The 17427-nt window shown below is 37.3% G+C and carries 15 protein-coding genes, 1 tRNA gene and 1 pseudogene; 16 read left to right on the forward strand and 1 reads right to left on the reverse strand.

Going from position 1 to position 17427, the window contains the following annotated elements; all coding sequences use genetic code 11:
- Positions 1 to 36: 36 nt before the first annotated feature.
- The 14 genes and pseudogenes from AC4D4B_RS17390 (at position 37) to AC4D4B_RS17455 (ending at position 14560) form a co-directional block, all read left to right on the forward strand.
- Positions 37 to 534 carry a hypothetical protein gene (locus AC4D4B_RS17390; protein WP_148629657.1) on the forward strand — a complete coding sequence of 166 codons (498 nt, stop codon included), beginning with the start codon at positions 37 to 39 and terminating at the stop codon, positions 532 to 534.
- A 376-nt stretch (positions 535 to 910) separates the two neighbouring features.
- A pseudogene (locus AC4D4B_RS17395) lies at positions 911 to 1259 on the forward strand (GyrI-like domain-containing protein); the annotation flags it as partial.
- A gap of 234 nt (positions 1260 to 1493) precedes the next feature.
- Complete coding sequence (locus AC4D4B_RS17400) at positions 1494 to 2168, forward strand: response regulator transcription factor (protein WP_066104114.1); 675 nt, start codon at positions 1494 to 1496, stop codon at positions 2166 to 2168.
- Positions 2169 to 2227: 59 nt separating this feature from the next.
- Positions 2228 to 3181, forward strand: coding sequence for a sensor histidine kinase (locus tag AC4D4B_RS17405; RefSeq protein ID WP_262365961.1), 954 nt, complete (start codon positions 2228 to 2230; stop codon positions 3179 to 3181).
- A 297-nt stretch (positions 3182 to 3478) separates the two neighbouring features.
- Entirely contained in the window at positions 3479 to 4246 is a 768-nt protein-coding gene (locus AC4D4B_RS17410) for an ABC transporter ATP-binding protein (RefSeq protein ID WP_148629658.1), read from the forward strand.
- On the forward strand, positions 4236 to 6239 hold the full coding sequence (locus tag AC4D4B_RS17415) for an FtsX-like permease family protein (RefSeq protein ID WP_491000632.1): 2004 nt from the start codon (positions 4236 to 4238) through the stop codon (positions 6237 to 6239). The genes AC4D4B_RS17410 and AC4D4B_RS17415 overlap by 11 nt, the downstream gene beginning before the upstream one ends.
- Positions 6240 to 6931: 692 nt before the next feature.
- Positions 6932 to 7858: a GntR family transcriptional regulator YhfZ gene (gene yhfZ, locus AC4D4B_RS17420; RefSeq protein ID WP_491000633.1), complete on the forward strand. Its 927-nt coding sequence runs from the start codon at positions 6932 to 6934 to the stop codon at positions 7856 to 7858.
- Between the two features lie 75 nt (positions 7859 to 7933).
- Positions 7934 to 8809 (forward strand): phosphotriesterase family protein, encoded by an 876-nt coding sequence (locus AC4D4B_RS17425; protein WP_491000642.1) that lies wholly within the window; start codon positions 7934 to 7936, stop codon positions 8807 to 8809.
- An 8-nt stretch (positions 8810 to 8817) separates the two neighbouring features.
- Positions 8818 to 9924: an aminotransferase class V-fold PLP-dependent enzyme gene (locus tag AC4D4B_RS17430; protein ID WP_491000634.1), complete on the forward strand. Its 1107-nt coding sequence runs from the start codon at positions 8818 to 8820 to the stop codon at positions 9922 to 9924.
- A 26-nt stretch (positions 9925 to 9950) separates the two neighbouring features.
- The gene (locus AC4D4B_RS17435; protein ID WP_491000635.1) at positions 9951 to 11174 is read left to right on the forward strand and encodes a phosphopentomutase; all 1224 of its coding nucleotides are present in this window, start codon (positions 9951 to 9953) and stop codon (positions 11172 to 11174) included.
- Between the two features lie 2 nt (positions 11175 to 11176).
- Entirely contained in the window at positions 11177 to 12334 is a 1158-nt protein-coding gene (locus tag AC4D4B_RS17440; RefSeq protein ID WP_491000636.1) for a YhfX family PLP-dependent enzyme, read from the forward strand.
- 178 nt (positions 12335 to 12512) lie between these two features.
- Positions 12513 to 12890: a PRD domain-containing protein gene (locus tag AC4D4B_RS17445; RefSeq protein ID WP_491000637.1), complete on the forward strand. Its 378-nt coding sequence runs from the start codon at positions 12513 to 12515 to the stop codon at positions 12888 to 12890.
- Position 12891: 1 nt separating this feature from the next.
- A complete protein-coding gene (locus AC4D4B_RS17450; RefSeq protein ID WP_491000638.1) occupies positions 12892 to 13248 on the forward strand; it encodes a DUF2620 domain-containing protein in 357 nt (118 codons plus the stop codon).
- Positions 13249 to 13270: 22 nt separating this feature from the next.
- Positions 13271 to 14560 (forward strand): YhfT family protein, encoded by a 1290-nt coding sequence (locus AC4D4B_RS17455; protein ID WP_491000639.1) that lies wholly within the window; start codon positions 13271 to 13273, stop codon positions 14558 to 14560.
- Between the two features lie 470 nt (positions 14561 to 15030).
- Here AC4D4B_RS17455 and AC4D4B_RS17460 read toward each other — a convergent pair whose 3' ends face one another.
- Positions 15031 to 15765, reverse strand: a complete 735-nt coding sequence (locus tag AC4D4B_RS17460) for an alpha/beta fold hydrolase (RefSeq protein ID WP_491000640.1) — start codon at positions 15763 to 15765, stop codon at positions 15031 to 15033.
- 450 nt (positions 15766 to 16215) lie between these two features.
- On the opposite strand from AC4D4B_RS17460, the gene AC4D4B_RS17465 reads away from it, so the two are divergent.
- Positions 16216 to 16719 (forward strand): hypothetical protein, encoded by a 504-nt coding sequence (locus AC4D4B_RS17465; protein WP_491000641.1) that lies wholly within the window; start codon positions 16216 to 16218, stop codon positions 16717 to 16719.
- Positions 16720 to 17282: 563 nt separating this feature from the next.
- A tRNA-Leu gene (locus AC4D4B_RS17470) sits at positions 17283 to 17364 on the forward strand.
- Positions 17365 to 17427 lie beyond the last annotated feature (63 nt).

The following is a 17427-nucleotide window of genomic DNA, read 5'->3' on the forward strand; positions in this document are numbered from 1 at the left end:
ACAAAAGTATAACGGTAAGTAAGATAGGTGACTATTATGAGCAGAAGTGTAAGACAATATATTGGAATTATTGCGGCTATTATCATTTACTATATCATCCATGAGGGAGCGCACCTCCTAGTAGCTTTTTATTACGGGGTTTTTAAGCAAATCAATTTCATGGGGCTCGGGGTTCAGGTGGATGTATATCATACCCTGATGACAGATATTCAGATGGGAATTTTCTGTCTGGCGGGTGCGATTGCAACTCTTGTTTTCAGTTGGCTTCTTATTATATTTTGTAAACCAATCTGTTCAGTAAAATCAAAGGTTTTCCGGACCATCGCATGGTATACCTCACTAGTCATGCTACTGCTTGATCCGCTATATTTGAGCGTACTTTGTGGATTTTTTGGTGGGGGCGATATGAATGGTATCTCACTGTTTTGGCAGGAATGGTTTGTGAGGGCTCTTTTTGCAGGAATTGGGATTGTCCATGCGTTGGTGATATTCCGGTACTTGCTACCTAAGTATACAAAGTCCTTTTCTGATTAAGATTATTAGCAATTGCAAAGGAACTAAACAAGATACAGGTGGAAAGCCTTGTGTATACCGTGAATATGTTTTGATTAGCAAGAAATTTAATAAAATGATATGAACCAAACGACTTATTTGATGCTGAGCCGAAGAACTTGTGGGAAATTCACTCTTTCTCTTTATTCGGAAGTAGAAATGCAAGCAATGAAATGATAAAAAGGAGAATGGCAAAAGATGCTGTTTCTCCTTTTATTTTTGTAAATGAACAAATAGGTTGGGAAATGTTTGGAGCAACAAGAAATCCAGTTTTAAAATAAAATGTAGCAGAATTAAAAAGGCTTATCAACGGGCAGTTGACAAAGAAACTGATTAATTAAAGCATACTCTAATTATTAAAAAGTCGGCAAAATTGAATGGAGTATTTGATAATTCTACAATTTTAGGTATACCTTAAGATAACCCAGAGATTACTCCTAAAGAGGAATATCGTTATGAAGTTTGCGTTGTTAAAAATAAAGATTTTAATGTGGTAAAACCAGCTCATGTTGGTAAATTTCCTGGTGGGAAATACGCTGTTTTCTCGCTTGATCATACAAAAGAGGCAGTCAGTTAATTTTTGGGGCAATATTTTTTCGGAGATAGAAAGAAATAATCTATCCATTAGAGAACAACTAATTATAGAAAGATATACTTCACAAATGATTGATAATCATTTGTGTGAAATATTAGTTCCTTTACGGTAACGGAGCAGGAGCAGGGACATTTCCTGAATTGCAGAATTCCAAACCTTATCTGATTTGTGATAAGATAAACATCATTTATTTGGGTTTTTCTACACGATAATCCAATATTCAAAGTAATATAATGAAAAATGAGCTATTGACTAAATATAAAATACAGCCTAGCTTCATTGTAGGGTGCAGGATTTTTGTTGCTCAAGAATGAACAATTGAAAAGCTCGTTAAGGGGTGATCACTATGCAAAACGCAAAAATATTAATCATTGAGGATGCAGAGACGCTTCGTAGAGAATTAACCGCATTTTTAAAAAATTATGGTTATGAAGTGGAAGCACCGGATGATTTTCAAAATGTCATGAACTATGCAAGTCAGGATGATGTTCATTTAATTTTATTGGATATTAATTTGCCTGTGTACGACGGTTATTATATTTGTCGCGAAATCCGTAAATACTCTCAGGTACCCATTATTATTGTGACAAGTAGAGACACGGAAGTTGACGAATTGATGAGCATGAATATAGGCGCAGATGATTTCATTACGAAGCCGTATAACACGCAAATTTTGTTGGCACGCATTGAAAATATTTTAAGAAGGACATATGCAAAACAAGAAAGTGCTGTAATGACTTACAAGGATTTGAAGCTGCATTTGGCTAATGGGACAATTTCCTATCAAGGCAAGAAAGAGGAACTAACAAAAAATGAATTAAAAATCTTACATTGTTTAATGAAAAATAATGGAATTATTGTTTCTAGAGAACAGCTGATGGAGGATCTATGGTCATCTGATTTATTTGTGGATGACAATACGCTATCTGTTAACATTACTCGACTTCGTAAAAAGATAGAAGCAATCGGTATGGAAAACCCGATTGAAACGAGACGAGGATTGGGGTATATCATGTCATGACATTGTGGGCATTTTTAAAGGAAAGAGTCGTTTTTATTACGGTTAATGTTTTTCTTTTTATGACGGTAGCATTATTTTTAGCTTTTATTTCTATACAAAAGGGTGTTATTGCTATAGTCGGGTTAGGCTGGTTTGGTCCGCTGCTTACATCTTATTTTCTTGAATTTATGAAGAAAAAACCTTTTTATGATGGGGTAATAGAAAATGTTGAAAATCTTGATCAAAAATATTTGCTATCTGAAATTATGGATGAGCCTGATTTTTTAGAAGGAAAGATTTTATATGACATTTTACGGACGAGTGACAAGCAGGTGCATGAATATGTCAACCACTACAAGACTATGCAATCGGAATACCAAGAGTATGTTGAAGCGTGGGTCCATGAAATTAAGACACCGATTGCATCTAGTAAGCTAATAATTGAGAATTATCAAGGTGGTCCGATTGTTGGCTTAACTGAGGAATTAACGAAGATTGAGGATTATATTGAACAGGCCTTGTATTATGCGAGAAGCAGCAGTGCCAGCAAGGATTATATTGTGAAGGAATTTCGTTTAAAAGAATGTGTTTCCAAAGTAATTAAGCGAAATGCAAAAGCGTTTATTCATAAAAAGATTCAGCTTAAGTTATCAGAGATAGATGATGTGGTCTATAGTGACGAAAAGTGGGTTGAGTTCATAGTGAATCAAGTAATCATTAACAGTATTAATTATTGTTATAAAGAAAATAGTTTCATCTCTATTTATACGACTAATCATGAGCATAATCTTATACTTCATATTGTTGATAATGGCATTGGTATTGATGAAAAGGATGTCGGAAGAGTATTTGAAAAAGGATTTACAGGAGAAAATGGACGCATATACAGAAAGTCAACAGGCATTGGTCTATATCTTTGCAAAATGTTGGTAGATAAGCTGCATTTAGGGATTACGATCAAATCACAGAAGGATGTAGGAACCGAGGTAAATATCATTTTCCCGAAAAGTAAATTGGTTTTATTAGAGTCTTGAGAGAAAGGCTCTTTTTTATTACGAAAATAAGATTATTACTGATTTGTGGTATGAATTTGTATGGTGGTTTTAGCCATCAATCTCCAGTGCAAGTTGACATGTAATTCGCCACTCTCACCGAAAAGTTAAGATCAATTATCTCCATCCGTCGTTTTCCTTTCCATAGACGAAGGATTCAAATCTACACGGTACTAAACTGGTAGCTTTCAAAAATGTAAGGTTTATGCAACCAACTTCAATATTTGTATTGCTGTAGGGGGGATATACTAAAAGCATAAAAGAGAGGAGAAGGTTGTTATGAATACAGTTTTGGAAGTAAAAGATATAGAGAAATACTATGGTAATAAAGGAAATGTGTCAAAAGCCATTAATCATATAAGTTTTGATGTAAAACAAGGGGAATTTGTTGGGATTATGGGTCCTTCAGGCAGCGGGAAAACGACACTGTTGAATTGCATTTCTACAATTGATCATGTAACAACGGGTCATATTCATATAAATGGTCAGGATATTACGACATTAAAGGCTGGAAAGCTTGAGAAGTTCCGCCGGGATGAGCTAGGATTTATCTTTCAGGATTTTAATTTGCTCGATACATTAACAGCGTTTGAAAATATCGCTATCGCTTTAACCATACAAGGTCGTAAGCCGGCTGATATTACAAAGCTAGTAAATGAAGTTGCCGATAAATTAGAGATTACGGCGGTATTAAATAAGTTCCCATATCAACTGTCGGGTGGACAAAAACAACGTGTTGCTTCAGCCCGAGCAATTGTAACGAACCCGTCATTAATTCTCGCTGATGAGCCGACAGGAGCACTTGACTCAAAATCTGCCCGATTACTGCTAGATTTATTTGAGAAATTAAATAAGGAGTTGCAGGCTACAATTTTAATGGTCACACATGATGCGTTTACAGCAAGCTATGCACATCGAATCTTGTTTATTAAAGATGGGGAGATTTTTAATGAACTGGTGAGAGGTGATGATACGAGGAAAGAATTTTTCGGCCGTATCATTGAGGTGGTAACACTTCTCGGAGGTGACACGAATAATGTTATTTAAATTATCTGCTCGCAATGTGAAGAGAAGCTTCAAGGATTATGCAATTTATTTCTTAACATTAACATTTGCAGTTTGTATATTTTATAGCTTTAATTCGATTTCAGCTTCGGCTGCTATGTCTAGTTTAAGTGCCAGTCAGTCGGAAATGATTCAATCGATAACACAATTAATTTCAATAGTATCTGTTTTTGTTTCGATTGTGTTAGGGTTTCTGATTTTATTCGCAAACAATTTCTTAATCAGACGACGAAAAAAAGAGCTCGGAATTTATATGACGCTAGGTATGAGTAAATATAGTATATCGTTAATAGTTGTAATGGAAACACTTTTTATAGGTGTTTTATCGTTAATGGCCGGATTACTACTGGGAATATTTATATCTCAAGGATTGTCCGTTCTAGTGGTTTCGTTATTTAAGGCAGATATGACAAAGTTCGAAGTTGTCTTTTCCAGTGAAGCGATGTTTAAAACAATGAGCTATTTTGGGATTATCTTTCTGTTCGTTATGATCTTTAATAGTTTAGTGATTTCGAAGTATAAGCTCATCGACTTACTAACAGCCGCTAGAAAAAATGAAAGTCTGAAAATCCGAAAAATATCAACATCAATCGCGTTCTTTGTTTTATCCTTCATTACTCTTGGGATCGCTTATACTGTTATTTTAAAATATGGTTTAACAGAAAGTTTGACTGTCACGTGGACCTGCGTTGGACTGGGGTCACTTGGAACGTTTTTGTTTTTTATGTCTCTTTCTGGATTTGTTCTTAATATGCTGCAAAGAAATAAAACTATATATTTTAAAGGCTTAAATATGTTTGTTCTACGCCAAATAAGCAGCAAGGTAAATACAACCTTTGTATCCATGACTATCATTTGCTTAATGCTCTTTTTCACAATTGGTGTTTTATCAACAGGATTTAGCATAAAGGCGGCGGGAGAAAAACAGCTTGTAAATCAAGTGCCGTATGATGCAACATTCTACCTGTATGGAAAAGAAGATACGCAAATAAAGAATATAGATCAAGCGATTGAAATATTGGGTATGGACTTGGATGAGATGGGTGAAAATAGTTCCTTTGAATTATATGAAGCGGATTCTACGTATAACGAATTATTGCGTCCTTTTGCAAATGCAGAGTTAGAACAATACTTTGATATGGCAATCTCTCGTAAAAAAATCTTATTGATGAAAGAATCTGATTATGTAAAGCTTTTGCAAATGCAAGACGTTGAACCGAAAACGTTTAATAAAGGAGAAGTACTCCTCATATCAGATGATGAGACTTATTTTGATGCAGTGAATGCCTATATTAAAGAAAATCAGTCCATTCAATTGAACGGTATGGATTATACAATTGTTAATCGTCAAGTAGAGTATGTACAATATATAAATGATTATCCAGGAAGAGTTGCATTTACCGTGATTGTTCCAGATCAAGCTATTGAAGGTATGACACCTAATATGTCACTGTCTAATGTTAATTACAGTAGTAATAGTCAAGTGAATGAAGACGAGCTTTATCATTTAACTCAAAATGAAGAAGTTTATTCTAAATATGGTTTTTATGTCAACGTAATGACTAAGCAGATGTTGTATGACCAAAGTATTGGATCGTCTACAATGATTGTCTTTATGGGTATTTATCTTGGGATTGTGTTCCTCATTTCAAGTGCAGCTGTACTGGCGCTTCAGCAGTTATCTGAAGCGAGTGATAATATGGAGCGCTATAGCATGCTAAGAAAAATAGGTGTAACAAGTAAGGAAATTAACAAGGCGATATTCGGTCAGGTATTTATTTACTTCATGATGCCATTGTCTTTAGCAATCATCCATTCGATTTTCGGAATTAAAGTGGTCAATCAGGAACTTCTGATGATGGGTCAACCTTCCGTTTTCATACCGGCTTTGTTTACGGCGTTAATTATGATTATTGTATATGGCGGTTATTTCATAGCAACATATTCAGGGTACAAGCGCATTGTGAAAAATTAAAAGAGAAGCTGTGTCAAAAAAGAGTTGTTTTGGCACAGCTTTTTTACTGTTTAAATTAGGGCTTGTAGGTGTTTTTAAATGCAAAATTTACTGTTTCAGAACGAATATCTGAATTTATGGGGAATCATACTAGTAAAAGGAATAATGGTTCGAGAATATTAGTAGTGTAATTGAATAAGTGAAAAACATCTGTGAAGCATCTTAGGAAATGGGAATATAGAAGAATGATTCTTATCAAGTAATCGATGAAAAAATCCGAGAATGAGCGATATACTCTATGGTAGGATTAGTGGTTTATTTACATTTTGTATCACTTTTGAAGTGGATACATAATTAGTGGTTTACTATGTTTTGTTCATTGACTTGGTGATACCACACACTAGATTATGTATCACGCAACACTTTGATCCAATCATTAACTATGAAGTTTGTCCATGAGGTTGAAAATGGTAAAGCTATCTTAAACGGACATTATGGAAACCTGATTCCACATTTTTGTTGGGTATTAACTAACCCTTATTTATTCAACTGAATAATAGGGATAAAATTTACTTTGCTTCAGTGTTTGTGGTAATACCGTTCCATTTTAGAGAACTAATTAAATGATAGAAAGTGATTGTAAAATATTCTCAAATTAATTATACTATCAATATACAAAATATTGTATATTGTATTATTTTGAGGTGTTGTAAATGTGGGAAAAATTATATTCTAAAAATGGCTTGGCAGCGAAAATAATCGCGCAAGAGTTGATACAGCTTGAATCAGGTAAAAAGATACCGCGTGTAACTGACTATAGTGAGAAATTGCAATTTGGAAGGGGAACAGTCCAGAGTGCACTTAGTTTATTAGAAGAAATGAAAGCGATTAAGCTAGAGGCGAGGGGGCATCTAGGTACCTATTTAATCCAAAAAGATCAAGATTTATTGAGTGAAATTGCAGGGATTTCTCCTTTGATTGGTTCCATGCCCTTGCCGTATTCAAGAAAATATGAAGGGTTGGCAACTGGTATTGTTGAGACCTTTAAATCAGAGGGAAAAAAACTATTTTTGACGTATATGCGCGGGGGAGAAAACCGTATTGAGAAAGTTCGTACAAAACGCAGTGATTTTGCCATTGTTTCCAATATGACGGCTGAAAAAGTTCTTTCAGAATATCCTGCCCTTAAAATATTTAAAAAATTAGGAAAAAACAGCTATGTGTCTTCGCATAAGGTATTCCTAGCCGATTCATCAGAGGAAACTGTGCGGGAAGGAATGAAGATAGGCGTAGATTTGGATTCAGTTGACCAGAAAATTCTTACATTCGCTGAATTTGAAGGGAAAAGAGTCGAATACGTTTATATCAATTATATGCAATTGTTTGACATGCTGCTTTCAAAACAAATTGATGCGGCTGTATGGAATATGGATGACAGAAGAATGAGCCAATCCTTTAAAATGATTGATTTTCAATCTTCTGAAGCTAAAAAAATATCAGAGGAAACCTCTGAAGCAGTAATCATCATTGAAGGTGACAGGGAGGAAGAGATTTCTGCTAAATGGAATCAGGTAGAAATCAAAATAATATTGGACATTCAGCAAAGTGTGGAATCAGGGAAACGGTTGCCAAATTATTGATTAGATATAGATGAAGGAATTAGATTAACGGTCAATGAAACACACAGGAAAATTAAAGGAAAGAATGTGAATGCTATGTTAGAAAACGGTATAACGTATATGCATGAACATACAACCATTGATCTATCCGAATTAAAATGTAACGAAGACTGCCAATTGGATGTCTTTTCAGAAACAGTTAAGGAATATAGGAAGTTATATGAAAAAGGAGTTCGAAATATAGTAGATGTAACAAACTTCGGAATGGGCAGAAATATACCGTTTGTTCAGAAGGTGTCTGAGGAATCGGGGATCAACATTATTTATTCAACAGGTTTTTATCAAGAAAAATTTTACCCTATCCAAGTGTTCAGAGAAACAAAGGAACAGCTGGCTGAGAGGATGTTCAAAGAAATAAAGGAAGGGATTAAAGGAACCGGGGTCAAAGCAGCCATAATCGGAGAAATCGGAACAAGCTATAACCAATGGACTGAGGCCGAACGGAAAGTATTTGAAGCCGTAGTTATTGTACATAAAGAAACGAATAAACCAATTACAACCCACACTTCGTTGGGAACTTTAGGACATGAACAGGTTTCTTTTTTTAAGGAGCGAGGAGTGGATTTGAACCGTGTTATTATCGGACATGTCGATTTGACGGGGGATTTTGACTATATTTTTAAAATCGTTAAAGAAGGCGCCTATATTGAATTCGATACGATTGGAAAAGAAAATTATATGCCTGACCAAGTCCGCGCAGACATTCTGAAAAAAATCCAGGATCGCGGCTATATTGATAGAGTGTTATTGTCCATGGATATTACACGGAAATCACATCTTGAATATAAGGGCGGTTTAGGGTATGCATTCCTGCTTGATGATTTTGTTCCTCGATTGAAGAAAAGCGGTTTAACTGATGAATCGATTGAAAAAATGCTGATAAAGAATCCACAGACGTTCATGAAAGGATGAGCCAGGACATGCAAACATATCCTTTAAGCAGTATCTCATTGGAAGAAGCTCAGCAATTACAGTTCCGATTGGTTGATACTATTACTAAACATTTTCAGGGTGAAGAGTTATTGTCCCTCGGCGATTTAGGTGTAGTGAAGGAAATCAATAAACCGCGATACACCAAAAAGGTAGAAGAGACATTGGCGGAGTTTTTTGGGGTGGAAAAGGCCATGCTGGTGCGTGGAGCTGGGACAGGTGCACTGCGCTATGGTTTTATGAGTTTTTTGAAACCCGGTGATCAAATTCTCGTCCATGACGCACCTATTTATCCAACAAGCAAAACAACAATGGAATTTATGGGTGTAAGGCCCTTGTTTGTTGATTTCCATAATCATGCACAAATACAGGGAGCTATCCATTTAAATCCAAATTTAAAGGGTGTACTTATCCAGCATACTCGGCAACAGGTGGATGACCGGTATGATTTGTCGGACGTGATAGAAACTATACGTTTAATCGATCCAGGCTTAACGATTATTACAGATGATAACTACGCGGCGATGAAGGTGGAAAGGATAGGGGTTCAAGCCGGAGCAGACTTATCTACCTTCTCATTGTTTAAGCTTTTGGGTCCTGAAGGTGTAGGTTTAATCCTGGGAAAAGCTGATTTAATTAGTAAGATTGAGAGATTTAATTATTCTGGGGGAAGCCAAGTACAGGGATATGAAGCGATGGAAGCCATGCGAGGTCTGATCTATGCACCTGTCATGCTTGCGGTACAAGCAAACGTTAATGAACAGCTAATCAACAGATTAAATAATGGCGAGGTAGCTGGTGTAAAAAAGGCATACTTGGCCAGTGCGCAATCGAAGGTATTATTGGTGGAATTCTCAGAAGGGATTGCCGCGAATGTGTTGGAACATGCGAATGAATTAGGAGCGGCACCCAATCCTGTTGGCGCTGAATCAAAATATGAATTTGCACCGATGTTTTACCGTGTATCAGGAACCTTCCTGGAAAAAGATTTATCTCTTTCTAAAAAAATGATACGTATAAATCCTATGAGAAGTGGCCCTGAAACGATTATCAGGATACTGGAAACATCCATACAGCGAGCAAATGGGAATCGCTAAGGCTTCACTTTTAGGGGGATAAGTAAATGGAACGTAGAGTGATCATATTAATACTGGATAGTCTCGGAGTTGGATATATGGATGATACTAGGAGCTATCATCCGCAGGACGTCGGTGCCAATACCTTTTATCATATACTGGATGAGGTACCGTCACTTCAGATTCCAACCTTTGAGAAACTAGGAATAAATCAAATTTTGCATCATCCAAATTTAAAAGATATCGAACCCATTGCTAGTTTCGGTGTTTGTAATTTGAAGCATCAAGGGGCCGATAGTTTTGAGGGACATAATGAAATCATGGGCACCAAACCGAAGAAAACGTATCTCGCCCCTTTCATCGAGAATATCGAGGAAGTGAAGCAAGCATTGGAAAAAGAGGGGTATAAGGTGAAAATCCCTGTCCCTGAAATGCCTTACTTATTAGTGAATGATTTGGTGATTGTTGCAGATAACATTGAAACTGATTACGGACAAATCTATAACGTTAGTGCGCCACTAGATTATATTCCTTTTGATGAAGTACTGAAAATTGGTCTTTGCGTAAGAAATAATGTGAAGGTGAATCGTGTCATTGCATTGGGAGGAGAGAATGTATCTCTGGAGCATTTGCAGAGTTCTGTAGAAAGAAGAGAAGATGGATTGGTTGGAGTTAATTCTCCAAAGTCTAATGTCTATAAACAAGGATACCAGGTCCGTCACTTAGGATACGGAATTTCTCCTGAATTCCAATTGCCTACACTTGCCATAATGGCAGGTCTGAATGTTTCATTGGTAGGGAAAATGCAGGATGTTATTTATTGTGAGGGAGCAAGGAAGTATCCCGGAGTTGATACAGATCAGGTCATGAAGAATATACTGCAGGAAATGGATGATGTCCCTAATGGGGTGATTGCGGCAACTGTACAGGAGACGGACTTGGCCGGACATGCGCAAAACGCGGTTAGATATGCTGATCGAATCGGAGTAGTAGAAGCCTATTTACCAGCATTGTTAAATAAGATGAATAATCAAGACTTATTAATTATGAGTGCTGATCACGGGAATGATCCTACGATTGGACATAATCAGCATACGAGAGAAAAGACCTATTTATTGGCTTATCACAAAGGGCTGAAGCCAGCCAGGCTTGGGGAGAGACAAACATTATCTGATATAGCTGCGACTGCCGCAGATTATCTTGGTTTATCCGCTACTGAAAATGGAACATCTTTTCTCCCACTGATGGAGCAAGGAAGAAGGAGTGAGTAAGAATGTTCTTGGAAGCAACACAGAAATACAATCCACAGTTGTTAGATGCTGCATTAGAACTTCATCAAAAAGGCTGTATATCACCGAATACATATGTATTGGATCTTGATATGGTAAATAAAAATAGCCGAATTTTATCCTCGGAAGCAAAAAAACAGAATATTGAACTATTTTTTATGACCAAACAGTTCGGACGGAATCCATTGATAGCCAAGACAATTGTAAATGCCGGCATCAAAAAGGCTGTTGCTGTCGACCCTTGGGAGGCCATCGCACTGAGTAAGCAAGGGATTGATATTGGTCATGTAGGGCATCTCGTGCAAATTCCTAAAAACATGATTCCTCAAATTTTGAAGATTAATCCCGACTTTATTACCGTATTCAGTTATGACAATGCAAAAAACATTAGCGATGCAGCAAAGAAAATGAATAAGCTGCAAAATATATTTATACGTATTGCGGACAACGATGATTATATATATAAAGGTCAAGAAGGCGGCTTCTCGTTAGAAGAACTGCAGATGCAGGTTGAAATGCTCGAAGATTTAAAAGGTATAAAAATTGCGGGACTAACCAGTTTTCCGTGCATACTGATTCACCATGATCAAGCGATTACAACACAGAATGTACAATCGATGCATAAAGCGAAATCTTTCTTATTGGAAAGGGGCTATGCAGACCTTGAAATGAATATGCCAAGTGCTACATCAACCGAGACATTGCCGTTGTTGAAAAGTCAGGGAGCTACTCAAGGGGAACCAGGTCACGCCTTAACCGGTACCACACCGCTTCACGCTAGGAAAGATTTACCAGAGAAGCCAGCAATGGTATATGTTTCTGAAGTATCCCATCTATGTGAGGATAATGCGTGTGTCTTTGGTGGAGGCTTTTATCCTCGTTCACGAATGGAAAATGCTCTGGTTGGAACTAGAGTGGACAATCTTAAAAAAGTCCCGGTTATCCAAAACGATCCGACAAATATTGATTATTATGGAAAACTCGACACCAAAGAAGTGAATGTAGGAGATACAGTCCTATATTCATTCCGTACTCAAGTTTTTGTTACCAATGCCCAGGTAGCGGTAATAAGGAATCTAACAACAAATCCTGAACTAGTAGGAATTTATGATTCTATGGGAAAAGTAATTAGCAACGATTGAAAGAGAGTTCCTTTTCAAGGCACCGCTGATAAGAAAGCGCTTTATTATCAGTATGCTTAACCATTAGCTGAAAAACTATAGAAAAAGATACGGGTGTTTTGGAACGCTAATTTATAAAGAGTTAGATTTCAGTGTTTTGAGTGACGGTTTAAAAAGCTATTAAAGGGAGAGTGGATATATGGACTTGCATCAATATACTGATAGATTAAAAATTCTTTTGGAACATAATGTTATTACTACAGAATCTATGTATGCTGGACTTGCCGCATTTGAAGGAATGCTTAAACTATTGAACACAACAGAAATAGAACAAGGGGAGCTGCTGTTTACCCATTTACCAATGGCCTTGTCCAGGATTGCGAAGGGAGAAGAGGTAGAAGGACCGGATCAAGAAATAATGGAGGAAGTCAAGGGTTCACATCAATATCCGACAGCAAAGGAGCAGGTAAAATTAATTGAATATCGATGGGGAAGCCGGTTACCCGAAGGAGAAAAAGATTATCTTTATATGCATTATGCAGCTGTACTAAATCTTAATGGAAACGGAGTGGAGTAGGATGAAAATAGTAATAGGTGGACAAGTTGAAAAGAAACAGATTGAAGGATTGATCAAGAAAATTGATCCTTCTATAGAAACCGTCGTGAAATCTGACCTAGAAGCAGCAATGCTGATGAAAACCGACCAGGTAGATTACTATTTTGGCGCATGCCACACAGGAGGAGGTGGTGCATTAGCAATGGCCATCGCATTGGTTGGTAGGGATAAATGTGAAACGGTATCCATGCCCGGCAAGAAACCAAATGAAGACCATATCATTGAAGCAGTTAAAAATGGGAAGAAGGCGTTCGGCTTTACCGGTGACCATGTGGAGACAGCAGTACCAATGATTTTAAAAGCAATTTTATCAAACTAATAAGATAATAGGGGGAAAAGGGATGGAAACGTTATTCGTTGTCCTGATTGGTGCTGTAGCAGCCGTCTTATCGAATAGAAATATTGCGGTATTCAATGACGGTTTGCGTCCGATTGTGTCTGAGCATATTGAAGGAAGATTAAAACGCAGGGAGTTAGGATTAACGGCGTTTGCAATGAGCTTTGGTTTGGTTATTGGATTCGGTATCCCTTTTACTATATCAGCCAGTATCATATTGATACATAGTATTTTACTGGGTACAGATATTATTGGTCTAATGACCCCGAAAAATAAGTGGGGTACCCCGGTGGCAGCGGCGATTGGCGCTGTTTACGGATGGGCGTTGCTTGCCGGACTTGAAGGGTTTGTGAAACTGTTCAATCATTTACCGGTCAATTTCTTGGAACCGCTTGGGGAAGTGGGCACACCTGTGGTAGTAACATTTATGGCTTTCCCCGCGCTTGCAGTTGCAATGCAGTTTGGTATGAAAAAAGGTATTTTAACATTTATCGTATCTGCTTTAGTTAGACAATTGGCAGTTTGGATAAATACCAGCGGTTTCCTTAAAATTGGTGATAATGTAGTGACACTAAACCAAGAAGGAATGGCTCTTATTGCGGGAATGATTTTCTTATTCACATATGCAATCAAGGAAAAATCAGAAGACGGTTTCTCTATTGATCTAGCATCTATCTTCAGTGATAAAGTGAAATCCATAAAGAAAAACGTAGTTTTCTTCATGGTGATTGGAGGCTTAATTGCAGGTGCTACAAATCTATTATTAATGGCTGGTGACCCAATTTCATTAAATCTACTGGCAGAAGGCAAACAAACAGATGCAGGAATAGCCGCAGCAGCAAGGGCAATAGGGTTTATCCCATTGGTGGCAAGTACAGCCATAGCAACAGGTGTATATAGCCCGGTTGGATTCACGCTCATCTTTGTTGTAGGTTTATTCTCGCCGAATGTATGGCTGGCAGTTATTATCGGGGCAGCTGTCATTTTTGGTGAAGTGATGCTGCTTAGCTATATTGCGAGATTCCTGGATAAATACCCTGGCGTAAGAAATTCCGGTGAAAATATCCGGAATTCCATGACGAAGTTGCTTGAAGTTGCCTTATTAATCGGTGGTGCAAATGCAGCCAATACGATTGCTCCTGGATTTGGCTTCTACTTTATTGCCGGCTTCTATCTATTGAACGAAGTTGCCGGAAGACCTATCGTCCGTATGGCTGTCGGTCCGTTAGGAGCAATTGCAGTCGGTATTATTGCTAATATTTTGGTAGCTTTGGGGATTATGACTGTTGGTTAAGGAATGGTAAATAAATATTGAAGTTGGTAAGTTTATTGTCCGTTTTTTGATTGATTAAAAGTTGTATGAACCGAACTAGTAAAGAGTTTTTGGGGAGGCTTTTCATAAGTTCACTGACTTGTGGGATGCTTCTTTTTTCATTTCTGGGACGTGGAGATATACATTTTTCGTGAACTGGTCTTCGGTATGTCCTAATCGTCCCCAGTTTAATATGTGATTGAACCCATAGTTAATCAATGGCGTATGGGGAGGGTGTTTATAATTTACACTGATCAACGAAGTAAATTACTTTGTATGTATGATTTTAAAAAATTCTAGGACAAATCGACTCTCGCTTTTATTTAGAATACACAGAAAAACTAGCACTTGAGAGGCGTAGTTACCTCAATGATACATAAAAGTTTAAAATAGCCCGCCCGTGACACGGGTGGGCTATTACAGTATCAGATGTGTTAAAAGAAACCTCGGCCTTATCTTTGATATTGATTCAGCCATTTTAATGTTTCTTCTATTATTTCATCCTGCTGTTCTTTTGCTGAAATCGTGGATTTTCCGTCTCCATCTTGCGTTCCATACATTCCGAATTGGGCATGGTTTCCGCCTTTAACCTCATATAAAGTTGCCTCAGACGAAAGCAAATGTTTTGTATCAGCTATTTTATCAGTTGTCGTTAACCCATCAAACTCGGCATACAGGGAGAGGATGGGAAGGTCAGTTTCTGAAAAATTATTGGAATCGCTCGGATAGGAACCCAATAAGATTAAACCTCTTACATCTTCGAGATGATCGTATGCATAAGATGCTGCGGCTACGCCGCCAAGTGAATGCCCGCCTACATACCAATTCGTTATATCGCTGAACTCATCTATAATTAAATCCGCCTGATTAATATCGAGTAGGGCAAAGTTCAAGTTGACTTTTGGGACAATTATCAAATAACCTTTATCCGCTAAACCCTGGGCATAGTAGCTATATGCTTCAGGCTCTACTTTTGCACCAGGATAAAGAATGATCCCGCTTTTTGGTTTTTCTATTGGTTCGAACACAAGCCAGTTTTCTTCCGTCTGATTGCCATTTAGATTTACGTATGATGTAACTTCTTCTGATGCTTTGTACGTTTGTTGGGACCAAAAATAGAATCCGGTAAGACCCAACACAAAAATAATCAATAGTATACTTAAGCTAATTGTAATAATTTTCTTCATAAAATGCCTTCTTCTCTTTCATAAATGATATACAATTTCAATTTTAGCATAAAGAGCTTCCGTACTATGTATAAATTCTTTCCAAACCATAAAGTAGGTAATTCGGTTTCTTAATTAAGTAAGAATTGAAATCTACACCGTTCGCTGAATCGACGCGCAAGGTAAACGCTAGTTTTTTACCAATTTTGAAGACGTGCCGGAGCAAGCAATCACTAAGTTGTTCAACACCATCATGGTAAACAGGGGGATGCGCTTGTTTTTGTAGAAAAGAAGTTACCATAGTTAAAACAGCTATATGAAGGTGAAATATTTGAGGCCTTCCCGCTTTGGTTTTGAAGGAGCATCCGAATGTCATTGCCATCGCCGAGAAGCTACGCTTGGAGGAACTACCATGATTTAGTAGAATGAAAGAAAATAAACCGGGTGGGGTAATGTTGCCGACGGTCTCTTTTGGAGGGGAATGACATGGTTGAAGTAAAAACAGTGAATCTTGATGGAGAGGACGTCCATATTTTCAATAGTGCGATTTATATATTGGAAACTTCATCGGGATTTTCATTGGAGCTCGACATCATCGTGAGCGAGGTAGCCTTAAAGAAATATAGCAACCGCGAGAGCATTATCGCTAAAATCGAGCTGAGCGATAACCGAGTAATCAGCTCATTTATGTACATAAAATCAATTCCTGGTCGTCTCCCACAGTTGAACTTGAATTGCGTGATTGATGATCCCTTTGAGTACCGGTGCATTGACCATTTCGATGAGAACCAGATTGATTTTCCGGACATTGAGAAGGGGATTTCACTTGCCGACATCAGGAAAATCGAGATGCCTGATGAAAAGATCACCCTTAAGCTCACGTTGCCAATTGACCAGGTCGAATGGCTTCGTGGAAAAACATCAAAAGAGCTCAAACAGATATTTAAAGCTATTATCTATGACCAGATGAATTAAATATATCTACATATTTTAAAGAAAATACACGGAAACTTTTTGGTTTTTGATATCAGAATCATTAAAGGTATTGTTAAGTAGGTAAAAGTTAATTGGAAAAGCAAGTAAAAATCTCTAAATGCTAAAATTCAATTCATGAGATCTTCAAAAGTTATATGGAGAAGATAGGAGATTTTTTATACTAGAATTGGTATGTATATTTCTAATGGTGCTAGGAATATCACTCTTTCCGTTTCAAACAGTAAAATGATAATTATGTCTTTCTAAGATAAAATGAAAATAAAAGGGATTTAAGGATCTTGAGTTGTTTATATAGCTATAAGCAAGGGATCTAACACCATATGAGGAACCTTTATTCCTTTGTATGATAGATTTATTCATGGAAGTTTAATGTTTTTTATATAGGAAGAAAAATAAATTAATATTACCATATATTACTTATTGAAATATAGATAAATACATAATAGAATAATAAAGCAGTCAACGAGAGGGTTTGAAATTAGTCAATTAGAAGCTCGAGGATTGCAGGTACGGGTCTTTCGTGTCTTACCATCTATAAACATGCGGGTGTGGCGGAATTGGCAGACGCACCAGACTTAGGATCTGGCGCCTTACGGCGTGGGGGTTCGACTCCCTTCACCCGCACTTATATGCGGAAGTAGTTCAGTGGTAGAACACCACCTTGCCAAGGTGGGGGTCGCGGGTTCG

It is taken from the genome of Pradoshia sp. Z6_59 (genome assembly GCF_058267515.1).

Bases quoted from the DNA above. Each gene is read 5' to 3' on its own strand.
- AC4D4B_RS17390 (WP_148629657.1), top strand. From the start codon at position 37: ATGAGCAGAAGTGTAAGACAATATATTGGAATTATTGCGGCTATTATC.
- AC4D4B_RS17400 (WP_066104114.1), top strand. From the start codon at position 1,494: ATGCAAAACGCAAAAATATTAATCATTGAGGATGCAGAGACGCTTCGT.
- AC4D4B_RS17405 (WP_262365961.1), top strand. From the start codon at position 2,228: ATGACGGTAGCATTATTTTTAGCTTTTATTTCTATACAAAAGGGTGTT.
- AC4D4B_RS17410 (WP_148629658.1), top strand. From the start codon at position 3,479: ATGAATACAGTTTTGGAAGTAAAAGATATAGAGAAATACTATGGTAAT.
- AC4D4B_RS17415 (WP_491000632.1), top strand. From the start codon at position 4,236: ATGTTATTTAAATTATCTGCTCGCAATGTGAAGAGAAGCTTCAAGGAT.
- yhfZ (WP_491000633.1), top strand. From the start codon at position 6,932: ATGTGGGAAAAATTATATTCTAAAAATGGCTTGGCAGCGAAAATAATC.
- AC4D4B_RS17425 (WP_491000642.1), top strand. From the start codon at position 7,934: ATGTTAGAAAACGGTATAACGTATATGCATGAACATACAACCATTGAT.
- AC4D4B_RS17430 (WP_491000634.1), top strand. From the start codon at position 8,818: ATGCAAACATATCCTTTAAGCAGTATCTCATTGGAAGAAGCTCAGCAA.
- AC4D4B_RS17435 (WP_491000635.1), top strand. From the start codon at position 9,951: ATGGAACGTAGAGTGATCATATTAATACTGGATAGTCTCGGAGTTGGA.
- AC4D4B_RS17440 (WP_491000636.1), top strand. From the start codon at position 11,177: ATGTTCTTGGAAGCAACACAGAAATACAATCCACAGTTGTTAGATGCT.
- AC4D4B_RS17445 (WP_491000637.1), top strand. From the start codon at position 12,513: ATGGACTTGCATCAATATACTGATAGATTAAAAATTCTTTTGGAACAT.
- AC4D4B_RS17450 (WP_491000638.1), top strand. From the start codon at position 12,892: ATGAAAATAGTAATAGGTGGACAAGTTGAAAAGAAACAGATTGAAGGA.
- AC4D4B_RS17455 (WP_491000639.1), top strand. From the start codon at position 13,271: ATGGAAACGTTATTCGTTGTCCTGATTGGTGCTGTAGCAGCCGTCTTA.
- AC4D4B_RS17460 (WP_491000640.1), bottom strand. From the start codon at position 15,765: ATGAAGAAAATTATTACAATTAGCTTAAGTATACTATTGATTATTTTT.